The organism is Bacteroides sp. Phil13 (assembly GCF_001940965.1).
GTDB classification, from domain to species: domain Bacteria; phylum Bacteroidota; class Bacteroidia; order Bacteroidales; family Bacteroidaceae; genus Bacteroides; species Bacteroides intestinalis.
Window position 1 is genome coordinate 53,024 of record NZ_MSHA01000100.1, and the last position, 23,433, is coordinate 76,456.

A 23,433-nucleotide genomic window follows, 5' to 3' on the forward strand; every position below is an offset into this window, starting at 1 on the left:
CAGACGGTTCCAGTTCCAATGCCCGGTCGTACATATTGAGAGCAAGATATAGGTTCGACTGTCCGCCATAAGCCATGATGATGCCGTTTCCCACTTTTTGCAGACTGTCATTTATTTGATGAAGGTGGGCACGAATGGCAAGTAGTTCGTATTTCAGCAATGAATCGTTAAGAGCAACATCATTATATATATGCGGACGAACATTTATTCGTCCGCATACACCAAGAGAGTTTATTCAAAGCATCCGTAGCATGTCGGCAACAACTTGCGGTCGCCCAGCGTGTTATCCACGCGCGCTACGTTTATCCAGAATTTGTTTTCGCGTACACTTTCTATCGGATAAACCGCCTTTTCCCGAGTATAGCTGTGTTCCCAGTTGTTGGCAACCACTTCATATTCGGGGTGCGGAGCGTTTATCAGAACATTGTCTTCCTTATCTGCTTTGCCTTCTTTCACTTCCTGAATTTCTTCCCAGATGTTTAACATTACATTAATGAAATTATCCAGCTCGCTGAGGCTTTCGCTTTCCGTAGGCTCTATCATCAGTGTACCGTGAACAGGGAAGGAGAGGGTAGGAGCATGATACCCATAATCCATCAATCGTTTGGCAATGTCATTCTCGCTGATACCTGTTTCTTCGTGAACCTTACGGCATTCCAATATCATCTCATGGCCTACGAAACCCGTAGCGCCACGATATACGATGCCATACGTATCTTTCAGACAGGCTGCCAGATAATTAGCGCTGAGAATAGCGATTTTGGTAGCACGTGTCAATCCTTCCGTACCCATCATACGGATATATCCGTAAGTGATAGGCAAAATACCGGCGCTACCGAATGGGGCGGCAGATACAGTATTGGCAGGATTGCCGAACAGCGGATGTCCTGGCAAGAATGGGACGAGATGTTCTGCAACGCAGATAGGACCTACGCCCGGACCACCGCCACCATGAGGCGAAGCAAATGTCTTGTGCAGGTTCAGGTGGCAAACGTCGGCGCCAATGAAGCCGGGATTTGTCAGACCTACTTGCGCATTCATGTTGGCACCGTCCATATATACCTGTGCTCCGCATTCATGGATGATGCGGCAGATTTCTACGATTTCTGTTTCAAAAATACCGTGAGTAGAAGGATAGGTAATCATCAGTGCGGCAAGGTCGTCTTTGTTTTCTTCCGCCTTGGCACGAAGATCATCCATGTCCACATTACCCTGTGCGTCGCAAGCACAAGTCACAGTAGTAAAACCGGCTTGGATGGCAGATGCCGGATTGGTGCCATGGGCTGAAGCGGGAATCAATATTTTATTGCGGTGCCCCTGACCGATGTTTTCCAGATAAGCGCGGATAACGCGAAGCCCTGTATATTCACCTGCCGCACCGGAATTCGGTTGCAGACTGACGCCTGCAAAGCCTGTGATGACTTTCAATTCTTCACTGAGATTGTTTATCAATTCACGGTAGCCCTCTGCCTGGTCCTCGGGAACAAGCGGATGCATGCACATGAATTCCGGACGACTGAGGGGCAGCATTTCCGCCGCAGCGTTCAGCTTCATGGTGCAGGAACCCAGGGAAATCATGGAGTGGGCAAGGGAAATATCCTTGCGATCGAGGCGTTTGATATAACGCATCATTTCCGTTTCTGTGTGATATTTATTGAACACTTCATGGGTCAGATAAGAACTCTGACGTTTCAGAGCCTTGCTGATAGTACTGTTTACGGGAATATCTTCTGCTTTTGTCCAATCCTTACCGGCGGCAATGGCAAAAATGGAGAGCAGGATGTTGGTAGCAGATACATCTGTTGTTTCATCGATACTCATACCTACATCTCCATTGTGGAAATAGCGCAAGTTAACTTCTTTACTCAAGGCAATGGTACGTATCTGTTGTGCAGATACAGTATCAGGCAATGCAAAACGTAGGGTGTCGAAGTATTGCTCGTTCACTTGTTTGTATCCCAGCTTGTTGATGTTCTTTTCGAGATATGCCGCAATGCTGTGAATGCGTTCGGCGATAGTGCGAATGCCTTCCGGTCCATGATATACGGCATAGAAACCTGCCATCGTTGCCAGCAACGCTTGTGCGGTACAGATATTTGAAGTGGCTTTTTCACGTTTGATATGTTGCTCACGGGTTTGCAAGGCCATACGATAACACAACTTTCCGTATTTGTCTTTTGACCAGCCAATGATACGTCCCGGAATGTTACGCTTGTACTCGTCACGTGTAGCAAAATAACCGGCAGACGGTCCACCGTAGAACATTGGTGTGCCGAGACGCTGCGTAGTACCGAATACAATGTCAGCTCCCCATTCTCCCGGAGGTGTGAGTAGGGCAAGACTCAAAATATCGGCGGCTACAGCCACTTTGCAGTTGGCAGCGTGAGCTTTCTCTACAAAGGTGCGGTAATCTTCCACATTTCCACTTGCATTGGGATATTGCAGTATGCAGGCAAAAATGTCCGGCGTCATTTCCATCTCGGAATATTTACCTGTGCGTATCTGGATACCTTGCGGGATGGCGCGTGTGGTCATTACTGCCAATATTTGTGGAAAAATCTTTTCGTCCACAAACACAACGTTTGCACCGGATTTCTGCATATCGCGCGGACGCAGGGCATACATCATACTGACGGCTTCGGCCGCAGCTGTTGCTTCATCCAGCAGGGAACAGTTGGCAAGAGGCATACCTGTTAGGTCGCAGACTGCTGTCTGGAAGTTCATCAACGCTTCGAGGCGTCCCTGTGAAACTTCTGTCTGGTAGGGAGTATAGGAGGTATACCATACGGGATTCTCAAATACATTCCGTTGGATAACGGCGGGGGTGATGGTATTATACCAGCCGAGGCCGATATACGTAGTGTAAAGTTTGTTTTTGCACGCTAATCGGGTGATGTGTTGGCCGAACTCATATTCTGTCATGGGTTCGGGGAGTGCTAATGGCTCTTTCAGCCGAATGTTGGCAGGAATGGTTTTATCTATCAACTCATCCAAACTGCCGACTCCAATTTTCCGGAGCATTTTCTCTTCATCTTTCTCGCTAATGCCGATGTGGCGGCAAGCTAATAGGTCGCTTTTCATGGTAGTATCTGTTTTTTTAAGTTTATCTGAAGAATGGATTTTCTGCCTTTTCAATGCCGATAGTAGTCGGAGCACCATGTCCTGGATAGACTATTGTCTCATTGGGCAATACGAACAGGCGGCTGCAAATATGTTCTTTCAGTTCGTCGAAGTTGCCGCCGGTGAGGTCGGCACGACCGATGCTACCTTGGAAGAGTACATCTCCGGAGAACATGCAGTGATCTGCAGCGCAGTAATAAACAAGGCTTCCCGGTGAGTGTCCCGGTACGTGAATAGCCTCCAGTGTTGTATTTCCAAAACTGATGATGTCTCCATCATGTAAATAGTGCCCTATTGGTGCAGGCAGTTCGTTCCAGTGAAAGCCAAACATACGGCTTTGTTTCGGAGCTTCATCAATCCAGAATTCATCGGCCTTATTAGCTTCTACTTGCAGACCGAATTCTTTAACCATGAAAGCATTTCCAAAGATATGATCCAGATGCAGGTGTGTGTTGAGGAGATGTTTTACGTTCAAACCGTTCTTGATAATGAAGTTCTTCAACGCTTGTTTTTCCTCCTCATAATAGCAACCGGGGTCTATCACGGTAGCTTCAAGGGTGTCGTCCCACAGAACGTAACAGTTCACGGGGAACATATTAAATTCAAACCTTTTTATTTTCATGATAGGTATATGTTAGTCATTATTTCTGTGATTAAGGCGCTACATAAACCACTTTTTTCGTTTCAAAGAATTCCTCCTCGAAATAATCTTTCAGATCGTACATCACAGTCTTGTTCTTGAAAGGCATAGTCTCATTGGCCAGCTCGCCGCCTTTCAGACAGATCAGTCCGTTGGGCAAAGCATTCTGTTGTTTGGGAGTGATATTCTTACGAATGATTTTCAGTAGATCGGCAAGCGGCATTACAGCACGACTTACAACGAAATCGAATAACTGCTTTTCCTCCTCAGCCCGGGCATGGCGGAAAGTGACATTTTTTAGTCCGATACTGTTGGCTACCTCCGTTGCTACGCGCACTTTCTTTCCAATACTGTCTACAAGGTGGAATTTCACTTCGGGAAATAAGATGGCAAGAGGAATACCGGGAAAGCCTCCTCCTGTTCCCAGATCCATGATATGGGTACCGGGTACGAAGCGTGTAACCTTGGCTATACCTAGTGAATGGAGTACATGATGTTCGTACAGATTCTCGATGTCTTTGCGTGATATGACGTTTATTTTAGCATTCCAGTCCGTATAGAGGTCATAGAGGGACGCGAATTGTTGCTTCTGCGTCTCTGTGAGGTCCGGGAAGTACTTTAGAATGATTTCCATGCTTGTTGATTATTAATTTAATTATGAATTATGAGTTATGAATTATGAGTTATGAATGGGCACGCTGTACAATGGCGCAGCCTAATTCATAATTCATAATTTATAATTCATCATTAATTCTCGTTTCTCACTTCGTTCAATACCATTGTATCATCGCTCAGTAAATGCGACATGATTTCGTATGGCAGAGTGATTTCTACCGGTCCCATCACGTATGGAGCGATTTCATAAATATTATAATAGAAAGTGATTCCTTTTTCGCTCAGGTAGAAGTTCTCGATTGGTTCCAAGTCTCCAGTGCTTGTATATCCCATTTCTTCTACTTCCTGGCGTGTAGTGGCCTTGTTATCTGCCATGAGTTGGTTCCACAGCAGGTCAGTGAGTGCTTCCTGATATTCTCCTACAAAAATATCGTCCAGACGTATCGGACTCAAAGTACGCAAGTCCATATTGAGGAAAGTGGACATATAAATGCCATGGGCGCCTCCGGTAAACTCGTTGTAATCGATGCGGTAAACCAGCAGATTCTTTTTGTAATATTGTACATGGCCTTCTACACCTTTATAATAGGAGTACCAGGCACTTATGGATGCTGAATCTTCTTTTTCCGCTTCATCTTTGGCATACATGGGTTCCAGATCTTTCAGATAATCCTGAATATAGGTTTCTTTATAAGCTTTTACAGCCTCTTCGGGTGTCATCGTCATGTACTTATCGCCGAAGCAGGCAGAGAGAAAATAGGTGTTGAGACTATCTTTCAGTTTCTCGTCGGACGATTTGCTGGCATAGGCAAAGTTGATGGTAATGTTACATCCGGGCTTTGCAGTATCTCCGAACAGGTGGGCAGTCTCATTTACCTGTATACTGTCGAACTCCAACGCACCGGCGTTTTTGTTCATGGTGTTACCACAAGAAAATAAAAAGCCACTTGCCGCAAGTAGAATGACAAGTAGGCTGACATATTGCTTTTTCATTTGGACTTTCTTCGTTAAATTCAACATTTCGGTTTCAGTTCGCTATCGACAAATATAGGACATATAAACGAATAGAACATATAAAAAATGAAAAAATAATAGGCATAAATGCTTTTATCTGCCTATCTTTGTATCAGATATGAAGAGACTTCGCTACATATTGGCAATATTATTGTCCCTGACGGTTGTGTATGCAGGGGCCGGAGTTTCTATTGTCCACTATTGTTGTGCACGTTGTGCCACAGAGCAGGCATGCTGCACCAATGGTTGTGCTAAATGTCACAAATCTTATCATAATCCGGAGAAATCTTGTAAGGATGAAGGCTGTACGGCTACCTTTTATAAGGTAAATCTTGTGAAGTATTCGTGCGAAAGTCCTGTTATAACTGTACCGGTTATTCAACTTTTCTGTGAAGCATTACCGGATTTCCAATACTCCTTGCCTACAGGTGAATTGGAGGAGGTAGCTTATAATGTACCTCCGCATCCTGACAGCTCAAGGCGGTATTTGGCTCTTTATTCTGTTCTCATCATTTAGAATTCCCTTATTACGGAGTGAATCCGCTCCTGTAAGTTTGAGAGATTTTCATTTCTTTCAAATAGGGTAGGCACTGTGCCCTAACTATACCAAGTCCGTATCAAGTCCATACCAAGTCCGTACCAAGTCCAAGCGTATAGACACGGAACAAGTACGGACCGGATAAGAAGCAAATACAGTGCAGGTCATTTAAAATGATTGCAAGAACTAATAGAATTTTAAGAATAATGAGATTTTTATATATTTTTCTTTTTCTCTCCATAACCTTGAACTTGCAGGCGCAAGTGACGGGTGTTGTAAAAGACACTGCCGGAGAACCCATTCCAGGTGCAAATGTTTTCTGGATAAATACAACCGAAGGAGCGACCACTAATGAAGATGGTAACTTCTCTATTCATAAACCTGCCCGCAGCCATCTGCTTGTAGTTAGCTTTATTGGATTTGAAAATGATACGGTACATGTGGATAAGGGCAATCAGCAACTTGAGATTGTGCTTCGTGAAGGAGTGGAATTAGGTGAAGTGAACATTGTAACCCGTAAAATGGGTACCATGAAGTTGCGCTCCAGTGTGATGAACGAAGATATGATCAGCAGTGCCGAACTGACACGTGCAGCCTGCTGTAACCTGGGCGAGAGTTTTGTGACAAACCCTTCTGTCGATGTAAGCTATTCGGATGCTGCTACGGGAGCCAAACAGATTAAACTATTGGGGCTCTCCGGCACCTATGTACAGATGATGACTGAGAATATTCCGAATTTCCGTGGAGCAGCCGCTCCTTATGGATTAGGATATGTACCAGGACCATGGATGCAGAGTATACAGGTCAGTAAAGGAAGTTCATCCGTGAAGAATGGCTATGAGTCTATAACCGGACAAATTAATGTGGAGTTCAAGAAGCCTCAGTTGCCGGAAGCGGATTGGGTGTCGGCAAATCTTTTTGCCAGCAGCACAAACCGGTATGAAGCTAATGCGGATGCTACGGTGAAGCTTTCGAAGCGCTGGAGTACTTCTTTGCTGGCGCATTATGAAAATGAGACGAAATCTCACGACTCCAATGATGATGGTTTTGTGGATATTCCGCGTGTGGAGCAGTATAACTTCTGGAACCGATGGGCGTATATGGGCGATCATTATGTATTTCAGGCAGGTATAAAGGCTTTGCATGAAACCCGTAACAGTGGTCAGACAGCTCATGGACAGACACCTACTCATGACCTATACGAAATAGGCATCCAGACAAACCGTTACGAAGCCTTCACCAAGAATGCTTATATTTTCGATAAAGAAAAGAATACGAATCTTGCCTTGATTCTGCAAGGAACTTTGCATAATCAGGATGCCACTTACGGACGTAAACTGTATGATGTGGATCAAAGCAATTTCTATGCTTCGTTGCTTTTTGAAACGGAGTTCAGCAAACAGCATAGTCTATCCACGGGATTGAGTTTCAATTATGATGGTTTCGATCAGCATTACCGGCTGACAAACCAGGTAGAAGACGGATTGACGAAGAAATATGTAAAGGAGTCTGTTCCGGGAGCATATGTACAGTATACATTCAATCTGAATGACCAGTTGATGTTGATGGGGGGTATCCGAGGGGATTACAGCAGCGAACATGGTTTCTTTGTAACACCGCGTGCACACGTCAAGTATAATCCGAATGAGTATCTGCATTTTCGTTTGTCTGCCGGTAAGGGATACCGTACCAATCATGTATTGGCGGAGAATAACTATCTCCTGGCAAGCAGCCGTAAAATGAAGATTGCCCCTCATCTGGATCAGGAGGAAGCGTGGAATTACGGAGCGAGCGTGTCTACTTACATTCCTGTTTTTGGCAAGACGCTGAATGTGAATGCCGAATATTACTATACGGATTTTCTGAAACAGGTGGTTGTGGATATGGATAGCAATCCGCATGAAGTGGCCTTTTATAATCTGGATGGACGTTCTTATTCACATGTGTTCCAGGTAGAGGCAAGTTATCCGTTTTTCAAAGGTTTCAACCTTACGGCAGCCTACCGTCTGACAGACGCGAAGACCACCTACAATGGTAAACTAATGGAGAAACCACTTACCGGAAAGTATAAGGGTTTATTGACAGCTTCCTATCAGACACCTCTGGGACTATGGCAGTTTGATGCTACCCTTCAGTTGAATGGGGGTGGAAGGATGCCCGATCCTTACGAACTCGCTGACGGCAGTCTTTCGTGGGAACGTCGTTATGGCAGCTTCCAGCAACTTAGTGCCCAGGTAACGCGTTATTTCCGTCGCTGGTCTATTTATGTTGGTGGTGAAAACCTGACTAACTTTAAGCAGAAGAATCCGATAATCGATGCCTCTAATCCATGGGGAGAGAACTTCGATGCTACCATGGTGTGGGGACCGATGCATGGTGCTAAGGCATATATCGGGTTGAGGTTTAATCTGGCAAGAAACTAGTAGCTTGTAGCTCGTAACTAAAATAATATTAACCAATAACTAAGGAGATATTTATGAAAACAAGAAGAATGATGGCTGCTCTCGTAGTAGCTTTATTGAGTGTAACAGCAGTGATGGCAAAAGATATCCGTACCGCTGTTTTTAAAGTTTCACAGATGCATTGCGAAAACTGTGAACGGAAGGTGAAAAACAACATTAAATTTGAGAAAGGGGTAAAAGAATTCTCTACAGACTTGAAAACAAAAACTGTGTCTATTACCTACGATGCTGAAAAGACAAATGTAGACAAATTGAAAGCTGGTTTCAAGAAGTTCAACTACGAAGTTGAGTTCGTTAAGGAGACGAAGCAAGAGGATAAGAAGTAGTCGAACAATCGGCCTGTAGAGATTGTTATTTACTGCATGAGTATGGGCTGAATGATAATTTGCAATAGGCATATAAGCCTTTCAGCCTGTTATATTATCATTCCTCCCATTCTTGTACAATTATCAGCTAATTTTGATAAATCATAAAAACAATATATATGGCTAATTTAAAGAAACAGACGTTTCCCGTACTGAACATGCATTGTGCGGGATGCGCCAATAACGTAGAAAAGACTGTTCGCAAGTTGGTGGGCATTACGGATGCTTCGGTCAACTTCGCTTCCAATACACTGTCTGTCTCATACGAGATGGATAAGCTGACACCCGGAGAAATTCGTGCTGCCGTACTGGCTGCGGGCTATGACCTCATTATTGAAGAAGATCATGTCGAAGAGCGCCAGGAGGAAGAACAACAGAAGCGTTACCGTCGCCTGAAAGGGCGGGTGATAGGAGCGTGGCTATTTGCTATTCCTCTGCTGTTGCTTTCCATGGTCTTTATGCATGTACCTTATTCCAACGAAATACAGATGGTATTGGCTATTCCAGTACTGGTGTTGTTCGGTACACCGTTCTATACCGGTGCCTGGAAACAGGCTCGTTTGGGACGCAGTAATATGGATACCTTGGTTGCACTGAGTACATCCATTGCTTTTTTGTTCAGTGTTTTTAATACCTTCTTCCCCGATTTCTGGTATAGCCGTGGCTTGGAGCCTCATGTTTATTATGAAGCTGCTGTGGTTATTATCGCTTTCGTACTGACTGGTAAGCTGATGGAAGAGCGTGCTAAAGGTAACACCTCTACCGCCATCCGCAAGCTGATGGGATTACAGCCCAAGATAGCCCGTGTGGTGCGCAACGGTAAGGAAGAGGATATTCCTTTGGAACAGCTGAGAATTGACGACCTGGTCAGCGTACGTCCCGGTGAGCAAATTCCCGTTGACGGCTTTTTAACTGAAGGAGATTCTTATGTCGATGAAAGTATGATCAGCGGTGAACCTATCCCGGTAGAAAAGAAGGCCGGTTCGCACGTATTGGCTGGAACCATCAATCAGAAAGGTTCATTCATTATTCGCGCCGAGAAAGTCGGTAGTGAAACGGTGCTGGCGCGTATCATCCGTATGGTGCAGGAAGCACAGGGCAGTAAAGCTCCCGTACAACGTATCGTGGATAAGGTGACAGGTATCTTTGTTCCTGTAGTATTGGGCTTGTCCGTACTGACATTCTTTATTTGGATGTTCTTCGGTGGTGTAGATATGCTTTCCCATGCCATGTTATCAGCGGTTTCCGTATTGGTGATTGCTTGTCCCTGTGCATTGGGGTTGGCTACGCCTACGGCTTTGATGGTAGGTATTGGTAAAGCTGCCGATCATCATATCCTGATAAAAGATGCTGTGGCACTGGAACAGATGCGAAAGGTGAATGTGGTGGTGTTGGATAAGACCGGCACATTGACTGAAGGGCATCCCACTGTTACCGGATGGTTATGGGCACAGCCGCAGGAGGAGCACTATAAAGATGTTCTTCTGGCTGCCGAACTTAAATCCGAACATCCGTTGGCAGCTGCTATTGTGACTGCCCTGCAAGAACAGGAGCATATCGAACCGGCAGCTTTGGACAGCTTTGAAAGTATTACCGGAAAAGGGATTAAAGTTTCTTATCAGGGTACTGAGTACTGGGCTGGTAGTCATAAACTATTGAAAGATTATCATGCCGCTCTTACTGATGTATTAGGAGAGATGCTGGCACAGTATGAATCGGATAGTTGCAGTATCATTTATTTCGGACGTAAGAATGAGCTGCTTGCCATTGTAGCTATCAAGGACCAGATAAAAGCTACATCCGTCGAGGCTGTCCGCGAACTTCGTACTCAGGGTATCGATGTATATATGCTGACGGGAGACGGAGAACGCACTGCGTCTTCTGTTGCCGCACGCTTGGGCAATATCCAATACATTTCTGATGCTATGCCGGATGATAAGGAAGAGTTTGTCCGTCAGCTCCAGCTTCAAGGAAAGACGGTGGCGATGGTAGGCGATGGAATCAATGACTCACAGGCTTTGGCTTGTGCCGATGTCAGCATTGCCATGGGTAAAGGAACTGATATTGCTATGGATGTAGCAATGGTAACCCTTATGACTTCGGACCTGTTACTATTGCCGAAAGCGTTCAACCTCTCCCGGCAAACTGTACGTTTGATTCATCAGAATCTGTTTTGGGCATTTATCTACAACCTGATAGGTATTCCTATTGCAGCAGGACTGCTTTACCCCATCAATGGATTATTGCTGAACCCTATGCTGGCAAGTGCGGCTATGGCGTTCTCCAGTGTATCGGTGGTATTGAATAGCCTTCGACTGAGGTACTAACTATTTCTATATTCCAACGGACTCATTCCCATGTGCCTCTTGAAGTACTTTCCAAAGAAAGAGGCACTGGGGAAGTTCAGTGAATAGGCTATCTCCTGGATAGTCATATCTGTAGATTTCAACCGTGCCTTGACGTCGATGATGACTACATGTGAAATGATATCAAGCACGTTCCTTCCAGTTACTTGTTTTACAGTGGTACTGAGGTGCTGCAATGAAATTCCTAATTTGTCGGCATAGAACTGGGCACGACGTTCGGTCATATAGTTCTCGATAACCAGTTGTACAAACTTATGGCAAATTTCCTCTTTACGGCTTTTGGCAAGAATGTTTTGCGGACGACGGGCATAGAGAGTATTTATCCCAAGCAAAATGCTGTGAAGTACACTTTGTCCCATAGCTGTGCTGGTGGGGTGTGCAATGGATATACGCGTCAGTAGTGCGAAATAATCTATAAAATAAGAGGCTACAGTATCGTTGACATTGATAATAGGGTTGTCCCATATTTTGGAGAATGACCCCATAGTAGCTTGCAGCAGGTTGATGCCGTTGACACAATGAGCGGAGAAGCCTACGAAACAAAGCCGCACTTTTTCTTTTTGTTCATTGAGTTGTATGATAGTGCCCGGCATTAGGATAATCAAATCATTCTTCTTTATCTCGTATTCCATCAGGTTGATAGATGCCTTAATGGTTCCTTCGGTACATAATGCAAAAATACAAGCCTTTAATCGGCACGACTGGCGATAGAGATTCAGAATATCTTCTGTAACATCTCTCCATGCCAGCATTTCGACCGGCAAATCTACTTGTGGGAAGTTATGTTTCATCTTTTTTCATTTTGCTGTCGGCAAATATACGATTTTATCCCTAAAATCTTAACTTTGTCGGCATGAAACTGAATGTTACAGACTGGAATATTATTCCGTATGCCGATGCATGGACTCGGCAGACTGAGTGGTTTGATACTCTTGTTCGCGCCAAGCAGGCGGGGGAGGAGTATGAAAATCACATTATTTTGTGTGAACATCCGCATGTTTATACTTTAGGCCGTAGTGGTAAAGAAGGGAATATGTTGCTGAGTGAGGAACAACTTCAGAAGATAGGAGCTACGCTCTATCATATTGACCGTGGCGGAGATATTACCTATCACGGTCCGGGACAGCTGGTATGTTATCCTATCCTGAATCTTGAAGAATTCTCATTGGGACTGAAGGAGTATGTGCATTTGCTGGAGGAAGCAGTCATCCGTGTGTGTGCCTCTTATGGAATCATTGCTGGAAGGTTAGAGAAAGCAACAGGCGTGTGGCTGGAAGGGGATATGCCACGTGCCCGTAAGATATGTGCCATTGGTGTGCGTAGCAGCCACTTTGTCACCATGCACGGGCTGGCACTGAATGTGAATACGGATTTACGTTATTTCAGTTATATCCATCCTTGCGGATTTATAGATAAGGGAGTCACTTCACTTCAGCAGGAGCTGAAACGGGAGATGCCGATGGAAGAGGTGAAACAGCGACTATGCAGGGAATTACAAGAATTACTTCATAGATAAAAAACAGTCCATCTATTTACAACGGATAGATGGACTGTTTTCAGAATAATTATTAATTGCTTTTATCTTTTATTTCAGCCATTCGTCCAGCCATTCGAAGAATGTGCGCTGCCAGAGAATACCATTCTGAGGTTTCAATACCCAGTGGTTCTCGTCTGGATAGATCAGCAGTTTGGCAGGAACACCACGCATTACGGCAGCATCAAAAGCAGCCATTGCCTGGTTGGCAAGAATGCGGTAATCCTTTTCACCGTGAATACAAAGGATAGGCGTATCCCATTTGTCTACAAACTGGTGTGGAGAGTTGGCGAATGTGCGTTGAGCCACCGGATTCTGTTTTTCCCAGTATGCGCCACCCATATCCCAGTTGGCAAACCATTTTTCTTCAGTTTCCAGATATTGCATTTCCATGTTGAAGATACCATCATGTGCGATGAATGCTTTGAATCGCTTGTCATGATGTCCGGCAAGCCAGTAAACGGAGAAGCCGCCGAAGCTGGCGCCTACACAACCGAGACAGTCTTTGTCTACAAACGGTTCTTTCGCCATTTCATCAATCGCTGTGAAATAATCCTTCATACACTGACCGCCGTAATCTCCACTGATAGCCTCATTCCATTCTACTCCGAAACCCGGAAGACCGCGGCGGTTGGGAGCTACGATGATATAATCGTTGGCAGCCATAATCTGGAAGTTCCAGCGATAGCTCCAGAACTGGCTTACGGGGCTTTGCGGACCACCTTCACAGAACAGGAGGGTGGGGTATTTCTTATTCGGGTCAAACTGTGGCGGATAGATTACCCATGTCAGCATCTGTTTGCCGTCTGTAGTCTTCATCCAGCGAGCTTCAACCTTACCCATTTCCAATTGGTCGTAAATCTGCTTGTTTTCGAAGGTCAGTTGCTTTGCTTCGGCAAAAGCATCACCGTTGCGGGTGGCAGATACGGCATAGATTTCATCACCCATACTCATTGAATGGCGTAAAGCGATTACCTTATCTCCTGCAAGGGCAAGGGAAGCATAGTCATACATGCCGTCTGTCAATTGTGTAATCTTATCATTGGCAGCAAGGTCTACATTATAAATCTGTGTTTCACCATGCCAGACACCGATGAAATAAATACTTTTAGAGTCTTTATTCCATAAGAAACCGTCTACATTCGATTCAAATTCCTTGCTGACGAAACGTTTCTCACCTGTTTCCAGATTCATAATGAAGAGGCGGTTTAAGTCTGCTTCATAACCGTCACGTTCCATGCTCTGCCAGGCAATGTATTTACCATCGGGAGAGTATTGAGGATTCGTGTCGTAACCTTTGTTTTCTTCGGTGATATTGTCTGTCTTCTTAGTTGCAAGGTCATAGATGTAAATATCCGAGTTGGTGGAGATGGCATAAGCCAGACCGTTTTTTTTACGGCAAGTATATGCTACCTTGTCTCCGGCAGGACTCCATGCCAGTTGCTCGATGCCACCCCAAGGTCTCATCGGGCTTTCGTAAGGTTTCCCTTCCAGTATATCTTTTATATTACTGATACTGTTTCCATCAAAATCGGCTACAAAAGGATGTGGAGCACCGGTTACCCATTCATCCCAGTGTTTGTACATCAGGTCGGTAACGATGATCCCCGTTGCTTTAGGCAGATCAGGATACTTATCCGCGGTACTTGGTTTAGTTTTCACTTGTGCAATGAAAAGCAACTTCTTGCCGTCGGGAGAGAAAGAATAACCTTCGATATCACCATCATATTGCGTCAATTGCTTGCGTCCGCTGCCATCAGGATTCATTTCCCACAACTGACTGCTGCCACTTTCATTAGAAAGGAACGCCAGTTTAGTACCGCCTTTTATCCAGTTTACTTCGTTCTCCTGCCAAGGAGTACGGGTGATTTGTTGGTTGCCTGTTCCATCTGTGTTCATCACAAAGACTTCACGGTTGCTCTTGTTCTCCGGCACACTGTAGTAAGCTACCGTGTAAGCAATCTGCTTTTCATCGGGAGATACGGCTACACCGCCGATACGCCCCATAGCCCAGAGAGCTTCGGGAGTCATGCGCTTGCCTTCAATCTTGATGTTCGACCGCTCGATAAGTGGTACTCCGGCTTGCCCTGCGTCTTTTGTCCCGCCGCAGGCAGCCAATGTCATAGCTGCTGACATAAGCAATAAGTTTACTTGTTTCATATAGGTTGTTCGTTACAGTTATTTTGCGACAAATATACAAATTATATGCGTTTCTTCTGCCATTGTCCTCGTTTAATATACCGCCAGCAAAATAGTAGAATAAAGATGGAATACACCATTTCTGATGTCCAGCATAGGGCTACATCCAACTTAAGGTAAAGAATGGTGTAAGTAATATAGGCCACATAGATCACCAGTGTGGCTAGTTCCATTACCAGTGCTGTGCGTGTATTTCCAGTTCCGGAAACTGACTGGAAATATACATTGGCAGGTACGAGAAATAAATATGCAGAACACATCACCCAAAGTGAGTGTACGGCTGCATCCTGTAAATCGGTCATATCGGTGTAGATGCCCAGTATCAATTTGGGGAATAGTACGAAGAGCAATGCCAATGGTAAGACAAATATATAGGTAAGACGTATATGTTGCCGGATAGTCCCTTCTACACAATCTTTCTCGCCGGCACCTATTAGGTTGCTGACTAGTGAACCGCATGTCGAGGCAAATGCCATCATTACCATAAACAGTATACCGGATACACTCCGGACAATGTTTGTAACGGCAAGCGACCGCTCTCCCAGGTGCTCTACATAGAGGAAGAATAAAAACCAAGTGGACAAAGAAATAACATTCTGTATCATTGTCCAGAAAGAGATGTTTAACATCCGTTTTAATACTTCCGGACGGAACTTAGGAATACGATCCAGTCCATACTTGCGGCAATCGATGCGACTACGGGTATAGAGGATGAAAAATGCCAATGAAACTAATTCTGCAAGCGATGAGCCAATGGCTGCACCTGCAATACCGAGGGCTGGGAAACCGAACTTTCCAAAAATCAATATATAGTTGAACACTACGTTGCTCAATACCATAACTATTGAGTTCAGGGTCAGGGTTTTTGTTTGTGTAGTTCCCAGAAAGAAAGCACGGAATATGACTGCACTGAATGAGAAGAAAGCTCCGAAGACACGCCAGTTCAGGTAGCTAATAGCTGCTTCATAAATGTGTTCGGAGGCAACGATACGCTTTAGTATAATCGGCGACAGGAAGTAGGAGAGCAGGAACATGATTGTTGCCAATCCTATCTGGAAGTAAATTCCCTGATAGAAAAGGTCACCAATTTCCCGGTACTGTTTTTCACCGTTTCGCCGTGCTATCAGTATCTGTGCTCCGATGCTGAAGCCGAAAGCTGCCATAAAGATTACCATATAGAAAACACCTGCAATGGCTGATGCTCCTAGTTCTACTTCGCCTACCCGTCCTAGAAAGACGGTGTCTGTCATACCTATCATTTGTTCCATCAGCAGGCTGATAAGGATCGGATAGGCTATCATCCAAATCTGTTTGTTGGTGTATTTAGTTTTCATTTAAATTATAGTTATAGTTGTTATAAGAGAAAGAAAGCCGGACAATTACATCAATTGCCCGGCTTTTATTATCAAGTGATGAAAAACGGAGACTTACTTTTTATTCTGTCTCTCTTTCATCAACTGTTCCTGTTGTTTCTGCATTGCCTCCAGGCGAGCGGCAAAGCCGGTTTTCTTAGCTTTCTTCGGATCTTTCTTTCGGGCTTCCAATTGGGCAAGAAGTTTCTCTTCATTCGTAGTCTTGCGCAGAATGAGAGTAGTCACCACACTAATCAATGTCGATATGAAGTAGTAATAGTTCAAACCTGAAGGATAGCTGTTCAAGATAAACAACATCATAATCGGCATGAGATAGGTCATCCACTTCATCGCTGCCATCTGCGGGTTTGCTCCGGTATCCTGTTGTTGCATCATGAACTTGGAGTTCAGAATATTCACAACGGTCATCAGTAAGCAGAACAAACTGAGGTGACTGCCCAGAAACGGGATATTGAACGGGAAGTTGATGAAAGCATCATACGTTGAAAGGTCATCAGCCCATAAGAAGCTCTGTTGACGTAATTCGATAGCACTTGGCACGAACATGAACAGCGCAATCAGAACGGGAAATTGTACCAACATCGGCAAACAACCACCCATCGGACTCACACCATACTGGCTGTACATTCCCATTACCTCCTGTTGCTTCTTCATCGCATCTTCCTGCTTGGGGTATTTCTTGTTGATTTCGTCTATTTTCGGTTTCAACACGCGCATCTTGGCAGAAGATATATACGTTTTCCAGGTAGCGGGGAATACGACTGCTTTTACAATCAATGTCATCAGTAACAATACGATACCCATGCTCAGACCCCAACCGGACAACCAGTCAAAGATATTAATAGTAAACCATTTGTTAATCCAGCGAATCAACGGCCAACCTAAATAAACCAGACGGTTCAGTTCCCATTTTTCCGAACGTCCCTTATCCAGTGCGGTCAGTGTCTTGTAATGGTTCGGGCCGAAGTAAAAGAACATCTGTGTAGGCTGTTTGCCTGTCGGGTCAAAGCTCGTACTCATTTCAGCAGAGTAGTCCTTGATGTATCCACTGCCTTCTCTCTCCATTTTAGATACTAACTTCGTTTTTTCAAAGTCGGTGTCTGCAATAAATACTGAAGAGAAGAACTGATTCTTGAAAGCAATCCAGTCCAGACGTTCCGGTACTTCTTTTTCATCATCTTTATTGGCTGATAAATAATCTGTACCATCACCCATGAACTTGTAAGTCAGTTCAGACAGACGGTTCTCGTATACATAACCCTTTTCGATCTGACGGGCGCGTTGTGCCCATTCGATGTCTACATAGTTATTACTTGCTGCCAACTTATCTGCCATGCCTTTAGCTTCGATGCTGAAGTCCACCAGGTAAGTGTTGGGATGCAATGCATACTTGAAGTCTATAAAACTTGCACTGTCAGCAGACAGACGCATCGTTACAGTGCTGTCCGTACGGTTCACAGTGGTGAAGTAATAGTCCTTAGTCTGTATTGTTTCCTTTTTATTATAGAAAAGGAAATTCATGGAAACATCGTTTCCGGTGAATAAGGTTACAGGAGTCTTCTTGTCCTGCTCCATATACTCTTTCAATACAGCGGAGAATATGGAACCGCCTTTGGTGCTGAGGGTCAACTCAGCCACGTCGTTCTGAATAGTAATCAGCGAATCTGTTCCTTGGAGAGCATTGAAGAAGAGTGAAGTAGAATCCACAGTTTCTACATCTTTTTCATTTGCCAATGCTGCATCCGCTTTGGCTTTCAGTGCTTCTTCACGTTGCTGTACCAGCGCAATGGAATCATAATAACGCTGCTGTGCCTCCAATTGCTCTTTGCTGGGGCGACTCAGAAAACTGAAGCCGACTAACAAAATTGCTATTAAAACAAGACCTGTAATGGTGTTTTTATCCATGAATAATTTCTAGTTTACAATTTTATAATTATTGAAATAATCTTATTTCTTTGCTTTTTCCTTTTCCTCGAAACTTTCGATAGATGCTTTAATGAAAGCCACGAACAACGGATGGGGATTCAATACCGTACTGCTGTATTCCGGATGGAATTGAGTTCCGACAAACCACTTCAGTTCCGGTATTTCTACGATTTCCACCAAGTCCGATTCCGGGTTGATACCTACACATTTCATGCCGGCTGCTTCATACTCCGTTTTATACTGGTTATTGAATTCATAGCGATGGCGGTGGCGTTCCTGGATGTGTTCTGTTCCGTATGCCTCGTATGCCTTGCTGCCTTTTTGCAAAATACATTCGTAAGCTCCCAGACGCATCGTTCCACCCATATTGGTGATGGATTTCTGCTCTTCCATGATGTCAATCACATTATGCGGAGTTTTCTCATTCATTTCGCGTGAGTCAGCATCAGTATATCCCAGTACGTTGCGTGCAAATTCGATAGCAATGCATTGCATTCCCAGGCAGATACCGAAAGTCGGAATATCATGCGTGCGTGCATATTTGATAGCTACGAACTTACCGGCAACACCACGTTCGCCGAATCCCGGGCCAATCAATATACCTGCCATGCCTTTCAATGCTTCCGCTACATTTTCTTCCGTGAGCTTTTCACTGTTCACGAAGTCTACAGATACCTTACAGTCATTGTACGTACCGGCTTGTGACAGGGCTTCACGGATGGATTTGTATGCATCCTGCAAATCATATTTGCCAACTAGTGCGATGTGCAGCGGTTCTGTATTTTCCGCTTTATGACGGCGTTCAAGAAAAGCACGCCACGGGCCCAGTCCCGGTGTGTCGCCTACGGGCAATCCCATTTTCTTCAATATTGTTTCATCCAGTTTCTGAGCCTGCATCAGGATGGGAACTTCGTAGATGGTAGGAGCATCGATGCTCTGTACTACTGCGTTTTCATCCACATTACAGAACAAAGCAACTTTCTTGCGTACGTTGCTACTCAATTCGTGTTCCGTGCGCAAAACCAATATATCCGGTTGGATACCTGCACTCTGCAATTCCTTTACGGAGTGTTGTGTCGGTTTGGTTTTCAATTCACCGGCGGCTGTGAGGTAAGGCACATATGTAAGGTGTACACACAATGCGTCACGTCCCAGTTCCCACTTCAACTGACGGATACTTTCCAGATATGGCAAGGATTCGATGTCGCCCACCGTACCGCCGATTTCTGTAATTACAAAATCGAATTTATATTTGTTACCCAGCAACTTTACGTTTCGTTTGATTTCGTCCGTGATATGAGGAATGACTTGAATGGTCTTACCTAAATAATCACCACGGCGTTCTTTATCGATAACGCTTTTATAGATGCGTCCGGTTGTGATGTTATTGGCTTTTGTAGTCTGGATGCCAAGAAAACGTTCGTAGTGGCCTAAGTCAAGGTCAGCTTCATGTCCGTCTACAGTCACATAACATTCTCCGTGTTCGTAGGGGTTTAAAGTACCCGGGTCAATATTGATATACGGGTCAAACTTTTGAATGGTTACTTTGTAACCTCTTGCTTGTAGCAATTTACCAATGGATGAGGCGATGATACCTTTACCTAAAGATGAGGCAACGCCACCGGTGACGAAAATATACTTTGTTTCTCCCACAGCTATACTGTTTTTAATATTATTGTTTTGTTTTGGTGCGATGTACACATTTGTGTATCTATCTGTCTACACGTGAGACTTAAAAAGCGCAAAATTACAAAAAAAAGAGGAAGTACATAAAGTTTCGGCGAAACAATTATAAAAAAAGCATGTTTTCTTTTTCTTTCTCTATTTCTATGTTTTCTAAACATTTTAATTTAATTTTGCGCTCAAAACATAGATTTTAGGGCGTTATGAAGAATAAATTTTTATCTTTATGGGCAATCGCTGTGCTTTTTTCTTCGTCGGCTATGGCGCAGAATTCGGTGAAGCCTGTATTAAAAACCGGTGAAAAAACGGCTGTAGTACAAGCGGATACTTTATCGGACTTAATGAAGCAATATTTTGTTTTAAAGTTGAAGCCGGGAAGTGCTACCCCAGAATTGGATACAGTTTCCATATCCTATGAAAAACATTTGGGAGTATTAAATTACCTGAATGATCCTTCCACTCCGGAGCGTTACATTGCGGACAATCCTGATTATTACCGCTTGTTTATCCCGTTGACTTATTATAATTCTCCCATGGAGAGCATTTCAATATTGAAATGGAAATTCCAGCCTTTTGATACAGCAAAAACTTCTGTAAAGGAACCATTGATGTTTGATGAAGCTCCTTTTACTTCGAAGAAACGTGCCAATGAAGTGGTGGACCGTGCGCTGTTATATCTTTATGCTAATGAGAACCCGCGTAAGATTGTGGCATGGGAAGATGAATTAATGCAGGTGAAAAGCTTCAGAGATAATATTGAAAAAGAAGTTTCATCTAAACCTTCTGTTATAAAATTATTTGTCCAGGAAGATATGGTCAATGTAAAAGAGGATGCGGAGGTTGTGATCCATAAGCCCAATTGGTGGGTGACGGGTGGAAGTGGTTCTTTGCAGATTACTCAGAACTATATTTCTGACAATTGGTATAAAGGTGGTGAAAGTACAAATTCTTTCCTGGCGAATCTGCAGCTGTTTGCTAATTATAATGATCGCGAGAAAGTGCAATGGGAAAATATGTTGGAGGCTAAGTTAGGTTTTGGTTCCACTCCTTCGGACAAGTATCACGATTATCTGGTAAACACTGACCTGCTACGCTTGTATAGTAAAATGGGTATTCAGGCAGCTTCTAATTGGTACTATACCATTTCAACAGAATTTAAAACCCAGTTCTGCCATGGTTATAAGGCGAACAGCGAAAAGTTGGTTTCAGCTTTCTTTGCTCCGGCGGATTTATCCACCAGTGTCGGTATGGACTACAAGTTGAAGAAGAAAAAGTTTAGTCTGTCTGTTTTTATGGCTCCGTTGACTTGGACGATGCGTTATATAGGCAATAAAGATGTGAATGAGGTGGACTTCGGTTTGGAGGAAGGCAAGTGTGTACGTCACAACTGGGGTTCGCAAATACAACCCACATTGGAGTGGACCATCATTCCTTCCATCGTATTGAATTCCCGTCTGAATTATCTGACCAGCTACGAATGGACTCGTGTAGAATGGGAGAATACGATCAATTTCATATTGAACCGTTATCTTTCTACAAAATTGTATGTACATGCACGTTATGATGACAGTAGCAAGCCGACTACAGGAGATAGTCACTTCCAGGTGAATGAAATTCTGAGTTTTGGTATTAATTATAAGTGGTAATTATAAATACTTGATATAAATAATGAAGCTGCTTCCTTTTGGGGGCAGCTTTATTTATAATATCCCTCCATTAGTGGAATTAATGGCTTCCTTTCCGTGCCCCAAAAGGGACCAAGGCTGGAGTTGGGCAATATCCGGTCCGTACCAACTCCGTACCAAATTCGGTTGAAGGTACCTCTATCCGGGGATGGTACGGAGCAAACAGGGGGGTGAACCTTTTTTGGTAGGGATCTGACAGGATGCTGAGCAGCCTCTGATTCCTGCCAATGAGTATAGTATAAATGTAGTAAATGAGGTTGTTTCTTTTGAACAATAGTGCAAAGTGATACATCAATCCCTGTTTTTTAACAGCTTTTCTGGCTTTTCCTGTGAAAAAAATGAGGAAAAACAGTTAAAACGGGAAAAAGTGCGTTAGCGTACACATAAAAAAGTAGGTGAAAGCCTTGCAGTTCACAAATAATGCGTAAATTTGCCGCAATTTGTAATGCACAGTTTGCAAAATGGCAGATATTATAAAACATCAAGGTATTGTGGAAAACATAAACGGTTCTCATGTTATGGTGAGAATTGTCCAAACGTCAGCTTGTGCAGCGTGTAGCGCTAAAGGACATTGTGCCTCGGCTGATACCAAAGAAAAAATGATTGATGTAATCAGTAATGATGCATCTTCCTACCAACCCGGTGACCGGGTAATCGTCTTCGGAGAACTATCCATGGGGATGATGGCGGTGTTACTGGCCTTTATAATACCTTTCTGTGTTCTGATTATTTCTCTCTTTATATTTATGGCTATCTGGAACGACGAACTTCTCTCTGCGATTTGTTCGTTAGCTTTCCTTATACCTTACTATTATATATTATGGCTGAATAAAACACGTATGGGGAAAAAGTTCTCTTTTTCCATAAAGCCGATAGACTAACTATTAGAACATTAAAAACAAATAATTAAATAAATAACTAATTTATGAATGTAATTCTGATTGCAGTGATTTCATTGGGAGCTATAGCGCTGGTTTCGGCTGCTATTCTGTATATCGCTTCCAAGAAATTCGCCGTGTACGAAGACCCGCGAATTGCACAGGTAGGAGAGGTGTTGCCTCAAGCAAATTGCGGTGGATGTGGTTACCCGGGTTGTAGTGGTTTTGCCGATGCTTGTGTAAAAGCAGGTTCGTTGGACGGAAAATTCTGTCCGGTAGGCGGACAACCTGTCATGACGCAAATTGCCGAAATCCTTGGTTTGGATGCTACTGCGGCCGAACCGATGGTTGCGGTTGTGAGATGTAATGGAACCTGTGCCAATCGCCCGCGTGTAAATGTGTACGATGGCGCGAAGAGTTGTGCTATTGCAGCTTCTCTTTATGGTGGTGAAACAGGTTGTAGTTTTGGATGTCTGGGCTGTGGCGACTGTGTGGAAGCCTGTCAGTTTGATGCTATCCACATGAATCCCGAAACAGGACTTCCGGAAGTGGATGAAGCCAAATGTACGGCTTGTGGTGCTTGTGCAAAGGCTTGCCCGAAGAATATTATTGAAATCCGCCCGCAGGGTAAGAAGTCACGCCGTGTCTATGTGCAATGCGTGAACAAAGACAAGGGTGCCGTAGCGCGTAAGGCTTGTACGGTTGCTTGTATCGGTTGTGGCAAGTGCGTGAAAGCTTGTCCGTTCGAGGCCATTACGCTGGAGAATAATCTGGCTTACATTGACCCGAACAAATGTAAATCATGTCGTAAGTGCGAGGAAGTTTGTCCGCAGAACACGATTGTCGCACTCAATTTCCCGCCGCGCAAGCCGAAGGCGGAAGGTGCTGCTCCGGCTGCTGCTAAAGTAGCTGCTGCGCCAAAAGCTACAGAAACTCCTAAAGCAGCAGAGGCTCCTAAGGCTGTAGAAACCCCGAAAGTAGTTGAAACCCCTCAAGTGGAAACTCCGAAGGCGGAAGCTTAATAATCAAGAAGTA

Annotated in this window: 17 protein-coding genes; 8 read left to right on the plus strand and 9 right to left on the minus strand. The window is 44.1% G+C overall.

The features are described 5' to 3' along the window. Positions 1 to 231 precede the first annotated feature (231 nt). From gcvP to BWI44_RS19405, 4 genes are all read right to left on the minus strand, one after another. Positions 232 to 3,081, minus strand: a complete 2,850-nt coding sequence (gene gcvP / locus BWI44_RS19390; RefSeq protein WP_195208864.1) for an aminomethyl-transferring glycine dehydrogenase — start codon at positions 3,079 to 3,081, stop codon at positions 232 to 234. Between the two features lie 22 nt (positions 3,082 to 3,103). Then, complete coding sequence (locus BWI44_RS19395) at positions 3,104 to 3,742, minus strand: MBL fold metallo-hydrolase (protein WP_044533096.1); 639 nt, start codon at positions 3,740 to 3,742, stop codon at positions 3,104 to 3,106. A gap of 31 nt (positions 3,743 to 3,773) precedes the next feature. Then, positions 3,774 to 4,394: a 16S rRNA (guanine(527)-N(7))-methyltransferase RsmG gene (gene rsmG / locus BWI44_RS19400; protein WP_007663315.1), complete on the minus strand. Its 621-nt coding sequence runs from the start codon at positions 4,392 to 4,394 to the stop codon at positions 3,774 to 3,776. A 113-nt stretch (positions 4,395 to 4,507) separates the two neighbouring features. Further along, positions 4,508 to 5,368: a DUF3298 and DUF4163 domain-containing protein gene (locus BWI44_RS19405; protein ID WP_195208865.1), complete on the minus strand. Its 861-nt coding sequence runs from the start codon at positions 5,366 to 5,368 to the stop codon at positions 4,508 to 4,510. A 139-nt stretch (positions 5,369 to 5,507) separates the two neighbouring features. On the opposite strand from BWI44_RS19405, the gene BWI44_RS19410 reads away from it, so the two are divergent. The 4 genes from BWI44_RS19410 (at position 5,508) to BWI44_RS19425 (ending at position 11,081) form a co-directional block, all read left to right on the plus strand. Then, positions 5,508 to 5,906 (plus strand): thioredoxin domain-containing protein, encoded by a 399-nt coding sequence (locus BWI44_RS19410; protein ID WP_021967635.1) that lies wholly within the window; start codon positions 5,508 to 5,510, stop codon positions 5,904 to 5,906. 227 nt (positions 5,907 to 6,133) lie between these two features. Beyond that, the gene (locus BWI44_RS19415) at positions 6,134 to 8,350 is read left to right on the plus strand and encodes a TonB-dependent receptor (protein WP_195208866.1); all 2,217 of its coding nucleotides are present in this window, start codon (positions 6,134 to 6,136) and stop codon (positions 8,348 to 8,350) included. Positions 8,351 to 8,403: 53 nt separating this feature from the next. Further along, the gene (locus tag BWI44_RS19420; protein ID WP_007663305.1) at positions 8,404 to 8,715 is read left to right on the plus strand and encodes a heavy-metal-associated domain-containing protein; all 312 of its coding nucleotides are present in this window, start codon (positions 8,404 to 8,406) and stop codon (positions 8,713 to 8,715) included. A gap of 158 nt (positions 8,716 to 8,873) precedes the next feature. Next, positions 8,874 to 11,081, plus strand: a complete 2,208-nt coding sequence (locus tag BWI44_RS19425) for a heavy metal translocating P-type ATPase (RefSeq protein WP_118295888.1) — start codon at positions 8,874 to 8,876, stop codon at positions 11,079 to 11,081. On the opposite strand, the gene BWI44_RS19430 is transcribed toward BWI44_RS19425, so the two are convergent. Beyond that, a complete protein-coding gene (locus BWI44_RS19430) occupies positions 11,078 to 11,911 on the minus strand; it encodes a helix-turn-helix domain-containing protein (protein WP_117692125.1) in 834 nt (277 codons plus the stop codon). The genes BWI44_RS19425 and BWI44_RS19430 overlap by 4 nt on opposite strands. Before the next feature lie 62 nt (positions 11,912 to 11,973). Here BWI44_RS19430 and lipB point away from each other — a divergent pair, with 62 nt between their 5' ends. Then, a complete protein-coding gene (lipB, locus tag BWI44_RS19435; protein WP_117692123.1) occupies positions 11,974 to 12,636 on the plus strand; it encodes a lipoyl(octanoyl) transferase LipB in 663 nt (220 codons plus the stop codon). A 69-nt stretch (positions 12,637 to 12,705) separates the two neighbouring features. Here the strand turns inward: lipB and dpp5 are convergent, their stop codons facing one another. From dpp5 to pyrG, 4 genes are all read right to left on the minus strand, one after another. Further along, the gene (gene dpp5 / locus BWI44_RS19440) at positions 12,706 to 14,814 is read right to left on the minus strand and encodes a dipeptidyl-peptidase Dpp5 (protein ID WP_195208868.1); all 2,109 of its coding nucleotides are present in this window, start codon (positions 14,812 to 14,814) and stop codon (positions 12,706 to 12,708) included. Between the two features lie 41 nt (positions 14,815 to 14,855). Continuing rightward, on the minus strand, positions 14,856 to 16,187 hold the full coding sequence (locus BWI44_RS19445; RefSeq protein ID WP_286816032.1) for an MATE family efflux transporter: 1,332 nt from the start codon (positions 16,185 to 16,187) through the stop codon (positions 14,856 to 14,858). A 93-nt stretch (positions 16,188 to 16,280) separates the two neighbouring features. Continuing rightward, a complete protein-coding gene (gene yidC / locus BWI44_RS19450; protein ID WP_195208870.1) occupies positions 16,281 to 18,131 on the minus strand; it encodes a membrane protein insertase YidC in 1,851 nt (616 codons plus the stop codon). A gap of 42 nt (positions 18,132 to 18,173) precedes the next feature. Further along, positions 18,174 to 19,805 carry a CTP synthase gene (gene pyrG / locus BWI44_RS19455; RefSeq protein WP_115501825.1) on the minus strand — a complete coding sequence of 544 codons (1,632 nt, stop codon included), beginning with the start codon at positions 19,803 to 19,805 and terminating at the stop codon, positions 18,174 to 18,176. 233 nt (positions 19,806 to 20,038) lie between these two features. On the opposite strand from pyrG, the gene BWI44_RS19460 reads away from it, so the two are divergent. The 3 genes from BWI44_RS19460 (at position 20,039) to BWI44_RS19470 (ending at position 23,420) form a co-directional block, all read left to right on the plus strand. Next, positions 20,039 to 21,481, plus strand: coding sequence for a DUF3078 domain-containing protein (locus BWI44_RS19460; protein ID WP_195208871.1), 1,443 nt, complete (start codon positions 20,039 to 20,041; stop codon positions 21,479 to 21,481). 500 nt (positions 21,482 to 21,981) lie between these two features. Continuing rightward, entirely contained in the window at positions 21,982 to 22,401 is a 420-nt protein-coding gene (locus tag BWI44_RS19465; RefSeq protein WP_021966979.1) for a SoxR reducing system RseC family protein, read from the plus strand. A gap of 44 nt (positions 22,402 to 22,445) precedes the next feature. After that, positions 22,446 to 23,420, plus strand: coding sequence for a Fe-S cluster domain-containing protein (locus BWI44_RS19470; RefSeq protein WP_138291945.1), 975 nt, complete (start codon positions 22,446 to 22,448; stop codon positions 23,418 to 23,420). Positions 23,421 to 23,433: the final 13 nt, after the last annotated feature.